Annotated in this window: 7 protein-coding genes; 2 read left to right on the top strand and 5 right to left on the bottom strand. The window is 72.5% G+C overall.

What is annotated here, in order from left to right; translation table 11 throughout:
- Nucleotide 1 precedes the first annotated feature (1 nt).
- Genes AB0C84_RS06040 through AB0C84_RS06020 form a run of 5 tightly spaced genes read right to left on the bottom strand, consistent with a single transcriptional unit; the run spans nucleotide 2 to nucleotide 9,384 of the window.
- A complete protein-coding gene (locus AB0C84_RS06040; RefSeq protein WP_361061575.1) occupies nucleotides 2–2,314 on the bottom strand; it encodes an AAA family ATPase in 2,313 nt (770 codons plus the stop codon).
- A gap of 37 nt (nucleotides 2,315–2,351) precedes the next feature.
- Nucleotides 2,352–3,893 carry a hypothetical protein gene (locus tag AB0C84_RS06035; RefSeq protein ID WP_361061573.1) on the bottom strand — a complete coding sequence of 514 codons (1,542 nt, stop codon included), beginning with the start codon at nucleotides 3,891–3,893 and terminating at the stop codon, nucleotides 2,352–2,354.
- A complete protein-coding gene (locus AB0C84_RS06030) occupies nucleotides 3,871–7,338 on the bottom strand; it encodes an AAA domain-containing protein (RefSeq protein ID WP_361061571.1) in 3,468 nt (1,155 codons plus the stop codon). Before AB0C84_RS06030 ends, AB0C84_RS06035 begins: the two co-directional genes overlap by 23 nt.
- Nucleotides 7,335–8,684: a hypothetical protein gene (locus tag AB0C84_RS06025; protein WP_361061569.1), complete on the bottom strand. Its 1,350-nt coding sequence runs from the start codon at nucleotides 8,682–8,684 to the stop codon at nucleotides 7,335–7,337. Before AB0C84_RS06025 ends, AB0C84_RS06030 begins: the two co-directional genes overlap by 4 nt.
- A 22-nt stretch (nucleotides 8,685–8,706) precedes the next feature.
- Nucleotides 8,707–9,384 (bottom strand): VWA domain-containing protein, encoded by a 678-nt coding sequence (locus AB0C84_RS06020; RefSeq protein WP_361061567.1) that lies wholly within the window; start codon nucleotides 9,382–9,384, stop codon nucleotides 8,707–8,709.
- A 288-nt stretch (nucleotides 9,385–9,672) separates the two neighbouring features.
- Between AB0C84_RS06020 and AB0C84_RS06015 the strand changes: the two genes are divergently transcribed.
- Both AB0C84_RS06015 and AB0C84_RS06010 read left to right on the top strand, forming a co-directional pair.
- Complete coding sequence (locus AB0C84_RS06015; RefSeq protein ID WP_361061565.1) at nucleotides 9,673–12,081, top strand: nitrate reductase; 2,409 nt, start codon at nucleotides 9,673–9,675, stop codon at nucleotides 12,079–12,081.
- Nucleotides 12,078–12,563 carry a hypothetical protein gene (locus AB0C84_RS06010; RefSeq protein ID WP_361061563.1) on the top strand — a complete coding sequence of 162 codons (486 nt, stop codon included), beginning with the start codon at nucleotides 12,078–12,080 and terminating at the stop codon, nucleotides 12,561–12,563. The genes AB0C84_RS06015 and AB0C84_RS06010 overlap by 4 nt, the downstream gene beginning before the upstream one ends.
- Nucleotides 12,564–12,651: the final 88 nt, after the last annotated feature.

Here is a 12,651-nt window from a genome sequence, read left to right as displayed (position 1 = left end):
GTCAGACGCCCCTCCGCAGATGGATCTCCTCGTCGAGCCGTTCGAGCGACCTGTGCGGGACGGTGCCGAACGGCGCCCAGAGCCCGGGCAGATCGTCGCGGAGTCCCTGGATCAGATCGAACGGGATCTCGAACCGGCCGCGCAGCTTGCGCAGGACGCGGGTCGCGAACGCGTGGTCGGCCGCCTGCCCCTGGCCACCGCCCGCCGCGCACACGACCGGGACGAACGCCTCCAGGTACTTCATGGTCCGGGACCCGGACGAGATCCGGAAGTCCCGGAAGAGGCGGTCCCGCAGCTCGCCGTCCAGGAAGGCGAACACGCTCTGCGCGGCCTGCGCATGCGTCCGGCGGGCGCGCTCGAAGGCCGCTTCGAGGGCGCCGAGCGACGGCGGAGCCGGCAGCGGCGGGACGGGGTCCGGTTCGAACATCTGGGGGCGGGCGGGGAGTTCCAGCACGTGCGAACGGTCGTAGGTCTTGTCGGCGAAGGCCACCGTCGTCTCGTCGTGGTTGGCCGTGCCGATGAACCACACGTTCGGCGGGATGACGAGCTTGCGGCCGTCCACGAGCCCTCGGGGGGCCGGCTGGACCTCGGTCGTCATGAGCTCCAGGCTGGGCGGGGCGCCGTCCGGCTTCCTCGTCTGTCCTATCTGGTACAGGACCTCGCTGAAGTACTGCTCCGGGTGCGACAGGTTCATCTCGTCCAGGACGACGAAGAACGGACGGTCGGCGTAGGCGGGGCAACCGGCCTGGTAGAGCGCCTGGGTGAAGGGCGACTCGTAGAACCTGCGCTCGAAGGCGTTGAAGTACCCCACGAGATCCTGCGGGGTGCGCCAGTCGGCGCTCACCGGGACGAGAGCGGTCTCGGCCTGGAGGGCCTTGGCGAAGACGATCGGCAGCTGCGTCTTGCCGATGCCGCTGATCCCCTGGAGGAGATGCAGCCGCGACGCGGCCAGCCCTCCGAGGAAGAGGATCAGGTCCTCCTCGGCGTAGAACATGCGGTACTGCTGGGCGACATAGTTCCGGAGCCAGTAGACGAAACTGTCCAGCTGCGGGACCTGGCCCAGAAGGTCGTCGCGCTTCTCGTTGTGCTGCGCGTCCATCGCGCGGCATTCGGGGAAGGGCGACTCGCCCTCCTTCCGCGCCGTCAGGCTCTGGATGTCCTGGTGCAGTTCCTGGACGCGGACGCGGTAGGCGCCGACCGAGGCCTCCATGGCCTCCTTGGTGACCTTGAGCCGCTCGAGCTCCAGGGCGGTGATCTGATGGCCGGTGAGCTGCCGCTGCAACCGCTCGTTGTCCGCGACGAGCACCGCGCGCTCTTCCCGCCAGCCGCGCTCCGCTTCCTGGAGCCTTGCGAGCCGTTCCGTCACGTCCTCGGGCACCTGGCGCTGGAGGCGGAGCGCGGAGTTCTCGGTCCGCAGCTCCTGCAGCTCCTGCAGCACCTCGTCGGGCGGCCGATGGCCGAAGGCCCGGTCGACGCGGTTCCGCTCGTCGCGCTCCTTCTCCATGTCGGCGGTGTGATCCTGAAGCGCCCTACAGCGCTGTTCCAGCTCCCTGGACCGCAGCTCGGCCCGTTCCACGGCCGCGGCGACGGCGTGCTCCACGCGTTCGCTCAGCAGTGCACGCGCGTCGGCCAGATCCTCGTCCCGGGCGTTCAGCTCGACCTCGAACTCCCGCAGGCGCGCCCGCTCCTCGGTGAGTTTCTCCGTCCGCTCGGCCAGTTCCCGGCGCTGCACTTCGAGATCGGCGCCGAGCGCGGCGCGGGTGCGGGCATGCTCCTCCGCCAGCTCGCGCTGCCGGGTCTCGACTTCTCGCCGGGTGCTCTCCAGCGCCTTCCGGGCTTCGGCGAGCGCGGTCTCCTTCGCTCGTTCCTTGGCGGCGACGAGCTCGCGTTCCTCTTCGACCAGCCGCTTCTCCCGCTCGTCGAGTTCGCCGCTCCTCTTCTGGACGAGGTCCCGTTCCGCGGCCAGTTCCCGAGCGTCCTTCTCGATGGCCGCGAGACGCTCGGCCGCCTCCTCGGTACTTCGCTCCAGGGCCTGCCGCGTCTCGTCCACACGCTCGGCGGCCTGCCTGAACAGGGCCACGGCCTCGGCGGCCTTCTGCCATTCGGCGGCGACCGCCCCGTCGTCCACTCCGCGGGCCGGGGGCTCCGCGGGCGCGGGCAGAGCGTCCTCACCTCCGACGGCGGCCACCGCCTCGGGACGTCGCGCTTCGGCCTCCTCCTCGGCCGCCTTCCGATTCACCGGCTTGGCGGCGGCCGGCCTGGTCCGGCGCTGGGGCGTCTGCCGACGCGCCTGGGCGGGGCGCTTCTTGGCCATCGTGAACTACTCGTCCTTCCTTGGAGCGGAATGGATGTCAGTGCAGGGGGATGAGTTCCGGCACGGCGAGGGCGGCCAGCTCGCGGCACCATTTCGCGTCCTGCGCGGCGGAAGGGTCCCTTCCTCCGTGCGAGACGCGGTTGCGCATCGTGCCGAGCGCGGCGAGCGCACTGAGCAGGTCGGGACGCCGCGCCGCCAGCCGGTGCAGGGGATGCTCCGCGTTCCGGTGCGCCGCCACGAGGGCCAGGGCGCCGACATCCTTCAGGAGCATGTCCTTCCCCGCCTCCAGGTCCCTGGCGGCCTTGCAGAGATCCTGATCGAAGAGCCGGGGGACGGCCTGGAACCCGATGCCGTGTGCGGCCTCCTCGATGACGGACCGGTTGAGCGCCCGAGTCGACGCGAGGGCCCGGACGGAGGCGACCGACACGGGAAAGCCGCGCGCCAGGCGGCGGAAGAGCTCCTCGTACAGGCGGTGCGTCGCGTGCACGACGCGCTCCAGCGCACCCGCCTGGTCGCCCAGCATGACGGCGAGGTCAACCTCGGTCATCAGGTCGAAGGCGTCCTCGTCACTCCGGACGGACGCGCCGAACTCGGCGACGAGCACGGATTCGACGTGGGCGCGCGCCGTCGCGTCCGCCTGCCGGTAGGTGCGCTCGGCGCGCTCCGCCTTCGTCCGGGTCACGCCGCGAATCCGCTCCGCGAGCGGCCCGCCGTCGTGCAGGCACCGATCCAGGAGCTCACCGAACATGGCACTGCTCCCGACGCCGAAGGGGTCGTGCGCGACCAGCTCCCCGGATCCGTCGGCCGTGGCGAATCCAACGACCAGGACGGGCTCGGGGGCGTCGATGAAGGCGATCCGCTTCAGATCCGGCGGCCGGTCCCCGCCCGGCCCCGGGCGGGCGACCGCCGTCTCGCCCGGCCGCGCCACCGGCGCCAGACCCTGGCCGCGCTCGAACTCGCGCACCCGCCGGGCCTCCCGCGCGTCCCGGTCCAGCCGGGCGACCTCGATGATCTGTTCCGGCCGGGGCCGGCCGGGGGCGGCGGCCTCCGTCCCCGCGTCGGCCGTGTCGACGATCGTGGCCTCGACGTGGTCCGGGTGGCCCGTGGTGCCGAGCTGGAGCCCGGCCCTGCCCGGGGCCCGCCAGGTGACATGCGCGTCGACGAGCCGCCCGGCGGTGCGGGGCCACAGGTCGCCGCCGGCCTCGGGCGACTGGAAGACGTACCGCACCGACCAGGACGTCTCCTCGGCGACGCCGCCCGTGCGGAGCGCCCGCCTCCCCTGCTCGGTCAGCTCCCCCTGCCGGTCGAGCAGCCCGTGGTGGACGGCGTGGTCGATGATGTGCGCGCACAGCCGAACGTGCAGGTTGATCCGGGCCGCTATCAGGTCCGGCTCCCGGACGCCCGCGTGGCAGAGCCCCAGCACGACGCGTTCGAAGAGATCGAGCCCCCGGTGCGGCAGGACCGGGGCGGTCACGCGATGCGCCCACGCTGGGAAGGCCACGCAGATCCGCTCGTCGCGCCGCGGCGGCGCCGGGCACAGCTGGACGATCCTCGCGCTACGGGGAAAGGACGGTGCCATGCTCACCTCCCGAACGGCACAGCCGGAGGAACTCGGTCAGCGGCCCGACCTGCGCGGGAGCCGCGGGTCCTTCGAACATCGCGGCATCGCCCACGGTCACCAGCAGGCGCTTCTGCCGGCTCATCGCCACGCACAGCCGGTTGCGCAGGGTGAGGTGGCCGTAGCGGCGCCGCACCCAGCGATCATGGGCGGCGCCCGCGGGCGGCGGACCGGCCGGAGGCGATGATCTCGTCGTGGACAGGAACACCACATCGAACTCCTTGCCCTGGAATGCGTCGACGCTCCCGACGTGCAGGCGGTCCAGCCGGCGGCCTCCGGCGTCGTACTGGAGCCCCCTGACCAGCTCGTATCCCTGGTCGGTGCGGCGAGCGAGGTCGCGCGCCACCAGTTCCCGCCAGATCTCGTCCACCTGGTCGGAGTAGAACGAGATGACACCGAAGGTGAGGTCCGGCGCCGACGGCAGGAGCCGCTCCAGCTGGTCGGCGATGACGCGAGCCTCGGCCCGCCGCCGTTTGCTGCGCTTGCCGGACTCGGCGCCCCGGGCGTTCGGGACGTCGATCCACGCCGCGTGCACGCCCTCGTAGCCGGGCAGAGCGTGCGCGAACTCCTCGTCCGGACGCGGCGATTCGAGGATCCCGTCGTAGAAGCAGCGGCTCACGAACGCCCCGAGCGTCCGGTGCATCCGGAACTGGGCGTTGAGGGTGACGACGCGGTCCACCGAGGCGCCGGGAGCCCGGAGGTTCTCGAACAGGCGCTGGAACAGGCTCTCGCGCAGCCTTCCGCGCACGCCCGCGTCGAGCCGCTCCACCTGCCGCTCGACCTCCGGCTCCAGCATGTGCGGCAGCTGGTTGTGGTCGCCGACCAGGATGATGCGCCGGCCCGCGTGGATCAGCGGGATCATCAGATCGAGCGGGTTGGCGCGGGCCGCCTCGTCGATGATCACGGTGTCGAAGACGACGTCCTCGATCCGCGTCTCCTCCTTGGCCACCGCGACGGTCGGCGACGCGGCCTGCTGGCAGGTGGCCGCGTAGGAGGCGGTGTAGGCCCGCAGGGTCCACTCGACGGCGACCGGGTCGCCGCGCAGCCCTTCGAGGTAGTCCAGCATGGCGAGCTGGGGGCCGCTCTCGCCGGAGTCGCGCACCCGCTCTTCGAGCTCTTCGGCGATCTCAGCGAGCAGGTCCTCCACGTCGGGGTCCGCTGCGACGGGCGCCTGCGGCCCGGTCGCCGGGCGGAGCGCCTCCAGCAACCGGTCACGTGCCGCCGCCAGCTCGGTCAGGAACGGGACGGGCTCATCGACGTCCCAGGAGGCGGCCCTGGCCAGCAGGTCCAGATCGGCCCCGTGACCCGCGTCCTGCCCGTGCAGCGCGCGGACCCGGCGCAGCGCCTTCGCCGCCGCCGCGGGCCCGTCGTCCGCGAACGACTCCGCGAGGGTCCGCACGCCGCGCAGCGCCCGGGCCGCCAGCTCGCGGTCGTCGTCGAGGTCGAACGGGACGGGCCGCGAAGCCGTCTCCAACCGGCGGCGCGTGCCGTGCAGCCGATCGGCGAGCCCGGCCGGGAGCAGTTCGCCCGCCAGTTCCTCGATCTCTTTCAGCAGGCGCGCGGTCTCCTCCGGCGGGGTCGGTGTGAGCAGGTAGCCGGCCGCCCTGGCGGTCACCGTCCGCAACAGGCCGAGCGCCCGCCCGAAGGAGTCGGTGTCGATCTCCTCGGTGAGCCAGTCGACCGTCTCCTGCAGCCACCGGTCGGTCTGGACGGTCGTGCCGCGGCCGGCGCGGTCCACCTTGTTGGCCGGGAGGCCGAACACCCTCGAACGCTCGACCAGTTCGTCCACCGCGGCGTGCTGGAAGCTGGTGAGCAGGATGCTGCCGCGCAGCCGCGCGTAGCCGCGGCCCTCCTCGGCGAGGCGGGTCTGCAGGGCGGTGATCACCTGGGTCTTGCCCGTGCCCGGCGGGCCCTGGATCACCGCGATGTCGGGCGTGTTCAGGGCCACCTCCAGCGCCCGCTCCTGCATCGGGGTGGGCTCTCCGCCCCGGAAGCAGTCGCGGACCGCGGCGGAGACCGCCCTGGTCGTCCTCCTGGGGGGATCCGCGCTGACCGTCTTGCCCTCGAACAGCGCCAGCAGGTTCGGGATCCTGGTCCCGTCCGCGAGGATCCGGTCGAAGGCGGCCTTGCGCCGCTGCATCTGGCGCCGGTCGCCGCGGAACGAGCGGTAGAGGAAGCCCTGGGGCGGAGGCGCGACCGTGCGGTCCCGTCCCACTCCGGAGACCCGCCGGCGTCCCAGGTCCACGAGCCTCAGGTCGATCGTGCCCGCCGCGACGTCCGCCGCGACGACGGTGCCGCTGACCACGCCCCTGCCGAGCCGGTCGCCGATCAGCGCCCACTCCGAGGCGTCCTCCTCGTCCGCCGCGGCGAGGGCTTCGGGCAGGGTCTGGGCGGCCTCCAGTTCCAGGGTCTCCCGCGTGTCGAGGCCCCGCCGGGCCCTCTCCGTCAGCGTCAGCTCCTGGTCGTCGAGGTGGGACGACGCGTCGACGCGGAACCGGTAGACGCCGTCACCGAGCGGTTCGCGCTCGGTGTAGCGCCCGAAACCGACATCGCGCACCTGCCGCCGGACGAACCGGGTTTCGAGCCGGTTGTACTCGTGCCACATGGCCAGGAAGCCCTGGCCGGTGGCCAGCCGGTTGAGCTGGTGCTTCATCTCGGCGTGCGCCTCGCTGGCCCGCGAGACGTCGGTGAACTCCAGGCGGCACTCGGTCAGCCGCAGCGGCCCCTGCCCCTCCTCGTCGCCGGTGCGGCGCAGGCGGTGCAGCACCAGCCGTCCGTCCTCCGTCCGGACGTCCCCGGTCACGCCCCGCCCGTGGATCCGGTAGCCGGTCGGCGCGCTCGGGTCGCTCAGGCCGATGGACACGACCAGACGGCGGGGCGCCTCCGGCCCCGCGTCCGCCCTCGGGGGCAGCAGCAGGCGCTCGGTGAGCCACCGGACGATCTCGTCCGGCCTGTCCCTGAGCTTCCTGTCCCATCTCCCGACCGTGTCCATGACCCGGTCGCCCACGCCGACGGACTGCGGCTCCAGCGGATCCGCCTGCTCGTAGGTGTGGACGTCCAGGCCGATCCGGAGGCGACGCCGCCGCCCCTCGTTCTCCACCTTGCGCGTCGACAGGACCGCGATACGGGCGCGGTTCGACGTCGCCCGCGCCAGGCGTTCGCGATCCTGCTCCCCGTCCGGTCTCACTCCGCCTCGGACGGTCCCGCCGACGCCGGCGACCACCTGGCCCGTCGGCATCTTGGCCAGGATCACCTCGTGCCAGCCGTCGTCGAGATTCTGGAGGGCGTCGGGGGCGCCGTCCCAGAGCAGCCAGACGAAGTCCGAACGTCCCGGCAGGGGTTCGGTGACGGTGCCGGACGCTCCGCGGGGCGCCGGAGCGCGGTTGCCGCGACCCGGGGCGCTCATGTCCGGTCCGTTCCGAGCAGGCGGAACCGCAGCACCCGGTGGAGCTGGGACCGGTGGCCGAAGTGAACGCTCCACTCCGGGACGTCCTCGTACACCGGAACCGTCAGCTCGCCGTCCGGCTCGACGACGCGCGGGGAACCACCGGTGCGCCGGCTGAGCCACAGCGGTTCACGACCTCTGTTCCGCACGGCCAGCCCGCTTCCCGGTTCCCACCACAGCCAGGCGATCGGACGGTCCTGGTCGGCGTCGGGCGCCAACTGCGCGGTGCGCGCGGTCACGCACAGCCATTCGCGCGGCGGAATCGCGAGGCCGTCACGGGTCCCGGCGTAGGTCTCCTCTCCGGGGACGGCGAGATGCATCAAGCCCATCAACTGCCGTGGCGTTGTGGTGCCGCACCACGGGCAGGCGGCGGATCCGACGATGAACGTCTGCGTGCATTGCGCGCACGTGAGCGTGAGGTCCGCGGCGGTCTGGAGCTTGGTGCGCCATTCGGCCACCGTCGCCCGTTCGACCGGATGCGATCGCCCGGCGCCGAAGGTCCGCTCGGCCAGCGTCCTGAGGCCCGGCGTGAGGACGGCCCGCCTGGGCAGGCCGTAGCTCGACCGGTTGCGGTCGTCGCCGGGATCGTCGATCCAGGGCAGCTCGCCCGCGAACGCCCGCTCCTCTTCCTCCGGCTCGCCTTCCTGGACGTCGTCGCCGAGGAAGGGATGCACCAGCGCGAGCGTCTCGAAGGCCATGACCGCGAACGCGTAGGCGTCGCTGAGGCTGGATATGCCCATGCGGCCCGCGACCACCTCGGGCGCGCCGTATCCGGGCGTCGTGAACGACTCGTCGGGGACGACCGACTCGACCTCCAGGTTGTCGGCGTCGACCAGCCACACCTGCGAGTGCTCGGCGGACGCCGACGCCATCATGTTCCCGGGCGAGGGGTCGCCGTAGACGATGCCCCGGGCGTGCAGCGCCGCCAGGACGTCCGCGGCCCTCGCCAGCAGCCGGAGCCGGCGTCGCAGCCCGCCGGTCTCCCCGTACCAGTCCACGAGATCCGTGCGCGGGGGCGGGTTAGCGAGGACGCGCAGAGCGGTCATGTCGCCGAGCAGCTCCATCGTGTAGCCCACGTCCGGTTCCGCGAGCATGGCCAGCGGGCGGGAGATGGCGAGCCCGTCGAGGTCGAGCCGTCTCACCGTCCGGAGCCGCTGCCGCAGCCGCTCGGCGGCCCGCCGCGTCCGGGCCCGGAGGACCTTGACGGCCACGCGGTCGCCCGCCGCCCAGACCTCGCCCTGCCCGCCCGTCCCCAGCAGGCGCGTCAGCTGGAGCGGCCGTCCGTGCTCGTCCTTCACCACGCGCATGTCGCCGACGTCTCCGTCCGTCTCAGCCCAGCAGGTCCTCTAGCTCGTCGAAGGACATATGGGACGTATCGTTCGGCCGGGCGCTGCGGGCCCTCGCGGTGACGCTCATGGTGACCCAGGAGAAGTACCGGGACAGCAGGTGGGCCTCGTCGGCGCGCACGGGCTGGATCACGGGATCGTCGATGAAGGCCCGCAGGACGTCGAAGGCCTCGTCGTCCATGTCCTGACCGACACCGACCGCCAGCCGCACGGCCTTACCTCCGCGCGGCGAGGCCAGCAGCCGCTCGAGCGAGCCCCGCCAGTCGTCGTTCGGCAGCCCGTCGGAGACCAGCACCAGGGTCGGCGTGAAGGCCCGCCGGGAGATGACGTTCTCGTCGGCCAGCAGCTCGTTCACCAGGTCGAGCGCCTCGCCCAGGGGCGTGCGTCCCCGGGGCAGCATGTCCTCCCAGACGACCTCGGCGGCCGGCGCCGGTGGCTGGTGCAGCGCGGCGCCCCCGCCGCCGAAGGTCACCACGCCGACCGTGATCTCACCGCGGACGGTGTCCTCGTCGGCGAACGACCTGATCATCGCGGCGATGCTGCGGTTCAGCACGTCGATCTTCCCCGCCTCCGCCATGCTCCCGCTGACGTCGGCGAGGACGAGCACGGGCAGGGGACGGGGCGGCGGCGCGGACGGCCGTGCCGCGGACGGGTCGGGCATGGCGGTTCCCTTCTGCTTTCCGAAACGAAACATTCCAGAATGAGAGGCAGCACCCCTTCCGTCAAGGCTTTTCCGAAAGATAGGCAAACTGCGGTCATAATCGGACCGACCGGAATTCCCGCTAGCACCAAATAGGCGATAAACGGGCGATCCGGCATTACACCCCTTGACCGGCCACGGAGCGGCGGCTCCCCGGCCGCTCGGCCCCCTGGCGTGGCGGGAGGGCCGGATGTTTCGCGGTGGCGGGCAGTGGGATGAGTCCTTACTCCAGAGGTCTTGGAGGCACGGATGGCGCGGATCGATCGGATCGCCGAGCCCTGGGGGACGAGGACGCCCTACGGTCCGGGCGAGGACTGGCCCGTCCGAGTCGACACCTTCCTCCAGGAGGGGATCACGCCCCGGGACGTGGACCGATGGGTGCCGACCGCGTCGATCCTGCACTCCAACGGGGACGGGATGGACATCGCGGTCAAGGACGGCCGGATGGTCGGGGTCCGCGGGGCGGCCGGAGATCGGATCAACCGGGGACGCCTCGACCCCAAGGATCTGTACGCCTGGCAGGCGGGCGCCTCGCCGGACCGGCTGACCCGTCCGCTCGTCCGCCGGAACGGCACGCTGGTGGAGACCGATTGGGACACCGCGATGGACGCGGTCGTCCGCCGGAGCCGTGAACTGCTGGACGAGCAGGGCAGCGGCGCGTTCGGCTTCTACACCAGCGGCCAGCTCTTCCTGGAGGAGTACTACACGCTGACGACCATCGCGCGCGCCGGGATCGGCACCAACCATCTGGACGGCAACACCCGCCTGTGCACCGCCACGGCCGCGGCGGCGTTGAAGGAGTCGTTCGGGTGCGACGGGCAGCCCGGGACGTACGCCGACATCGACCACGCCGACGTCATCGCGCTGTTCGGGCACAACGTGGCCGCGACGCAGACCGTGCTGTGGATGCGGATGCTCGACCGGCTGGCCGGCCCGGACCCGCCGCGGGTGATCTGCGTGGACCCCCGGTCGACGCCCGTGGCGCGCATGGCGGCCGTGCACCTGGCGCCGCGCCCGGGGACCAACGTGGCGCTGATGAACGGCCTGCTGCACGAGATCATCTCGACGGGGAGGATCGATCGCGACTACGTCGACGCCCACGCGGTCGGCTACGAGGAACTGGAGCGGCGCGTCCGGGAGTACCCGCCCGGCCGCGTCGCGGAGATCTGCGACGTGCCCGAGGAGCTGATCCGCCGGGCGGCGGGGCTGCTCGGCGGCGCCGGACGGCTGGTCTCGACCGTCCTGCAGGGGTTCTACCAGTCGCACCAGGCCACCGCCGCCGCCGTGCAGGTCAACAACCTGCACCTGATCCGGGGAATGCTCGGCCGCCCCGGCTGCGGGGTGCTGCAGATGAACGGGCAGCCCACCGCCCAGAACACCCGCGAATGCGGCGCCGACGGGGACCTGCCGGGCTTCCGGAACTGGGCCAACGACGACCACGTCGCCGACCTGGCCCGGATCTGGAACGTCGAGCCCGAGCGCATCTCCCACCACGCGCCCCCGACCCACGCCATGCAGATCTTCCGGTTCGCCGAGCAGGGGTCGATCCGCCTCCTGTGGATCAGCGGCACGAACCCGGCCGTCTCGATGCCGGACCTGGCGAGGATCCGGTCCGTCCTCGCGCAGGAGCGGCTGTTCCTGGTGGTGCAGGACATCTTCCCGACCGAGACCACCGAGCTGGCCGACGTGGTCCTGCCGGCGGCGGCCTGGGGCGAGAAGACCGGCACCTTCACCAACACCGACCGGACCGTCCACCTCTCGGAGAAGGCCGTCGAGCCGCCCGGCGAGGCCCGCCCGGACCTGGAGATCTTCCTGGACTACGCCGGGCGGATGGGCTTCACGGGCAGCGACGGCACTCCCCTCGTCGGCTGGACCGGCCCGGAGTCGGCGTTCCGCGCCTGGCAGGAGTGCAGCCGCGGACGCCCGTGCGACTACACCGGCCTCAGCTACGAAAGGCTCCGCGCCGCGGGCGGCGTCCAATGGCCCTGCGACCGCGACCATCCGGGCGGCACCGAACGCCTGTACTCCGGCGGCCGCTTCTGGGCCGCCCCCGCGGACTGCGAGAGCTTCGGCCGCGACCTGGTCACCGGCGCCCCCGTCGAGGAGGCGGAGTACCGGTCCCTCAACCCGTCCGGCAAGGCCGTCATCAGGTCGGCCGGCTACCTGCCACCGCACGAGGCGCCGGACGAGCTCCGCCCGTTCCACCTGATCACCGGCCGCACCGTCCACCACTTCCACACCCGGACGAAGACCGCCCGCGCGCCGCAACTGCGCGACGCCGCCCCGGACGTCTGGGTGGAGATGAGCGCCGCCGACGCCGAGGCCCACGACATGCGGGAGGGCGACCTCGCCGAGGTCTCCAGCCCGCGCGGCGTCGTGCACGCCGAGGTGCGCGTCACCGGCATACGCTCCGGCGTCCTGTTCCTGCCGTTCCACTACGGCTACTGGGACCTGCCGGAGGGGGCCGCCAGGACGCGCGCGGCCAACGAACTGACGATCACCGACTGGGACCCCGCCTCCAAGCAGCCGCTGTTCAAGACCGGCGTGGCCACGCTCCGGCTGCTGGAGCGCGGCGGCGAACCCGCCTCCGCAGACCGGGCCGGCGAGGCCGGACCGGCTCGGAGCCGAACGGCGATGGCCGACGAGGAGCCGCGATGAACGGGATCGGTCTCGCCCTGCGGGGGCTGCACCACGGCGAACGCGCTCTCGCCCAGGATCTGCTGCGCGTCTCCGAACGCCACACCGGCGACCACGAGATCCACCACGTGGCCCGGGACCTGTCCGCCTGGTCCCAGCGGCATGTGCGCGAGCTCGCCGAGATCGGCGGCCGGTACGGTGCCCGCCTGGGCACCGCGCACCCCTTGGAGACCGGGCTTGGCGCGAAGCTCCGGGGGAAGGGCGGCGAACTGGTCGGGCACCGCGGCCCGCCCGGCATGCCGCTCCTGCACGACCTGCGGCACGTCCACGTCCAGGCCGCCGGAGTCTCCCTCGACTGGGAGATGATCGCGCAGGCCGCCAGAGGGAACCGCGACACCGCGCTGCTGCGCCTGGTCGAACGCTGCCACCCCGACACCCTCCGGCAGATGCGCTGGGCCGACGCCCACCTCAAGCAGCTCAGCGCCCAGGTGCTGAACGGCTGAGTCCCCGCCGCCGGCCCGCCGGAGCATGACCGGACAACCGGTCGGAGGCCGGCTACAACCATCGGTTGTGCGGGCCTAGGGTGGGCGC

The sequence above is a fragment of the Actinomadura sp. NPDC048955 genome, assembly GCF_040649435.1.
Lineage (GTDB): Bacteria > Actinomycetota > Actinomycetes > Streptosporangiales > Streptosporangiaceae > Spirillospora > Spirillospora luteofluorescens.
The sequence above is the reverse complement of the archived record's forward strand: the minus strand, read 5'-3'. Positions and strand labels throughout refer to the sequence as shown.

Coding starts and splice junctions, on each gene's coding strand:
- AB0C84_RS06040 (WP_361061575.1), bottom strand. CDS start 2,314: ATGGCCAAGAAGCGCCCCGCCCAGGCGCGTCGGCAGACGCCCCAGCGC.
- AB0C84_RS06035 (WP_361061573.1), bottom strand. CDS start 3,893: ATGGCACCGTCCTTTCCCCGTAGCGCGAGGATCGTCCAGCTGTGCCCG.
- AB0C84_RS06030 (WP_361061571.1), bottom strand. CDS start 7,338: ATGAGCGCCCCGGGTCGCGGCAACCGCGCTCCGGCGCCCCGCGGAGCG.
- AB0C84_RS06025 (WP_361061569.1), bottom strand. CDS start 8,684: ATGCGCGTGGTGAAGGACGAGCACGGACGGCCGCTCCAGCTGACGCGC.
- AB0C84_RS06020 (WP_361061567.1), bottom strand. CDS start 9,384: ATGCCCGACCCGTCCGCGGCACGGCCGTCCGCGCCGCCGCCCCGTCCC.
- AB0C84_RS06015 (WP_361061565.1), top strand. CDS start 9,673: ATGGCGCGGATCGATCGGATCGCCGAGCCCTGGGGGACGAGGACGCCC.
- AB0C84_RS06010 (WP_361061563.1), top strand. CDS start 12,078: ATGAACGGGATCGGTCTCGCCCTGCGGGGGCTGCACCACGGCGAACGC.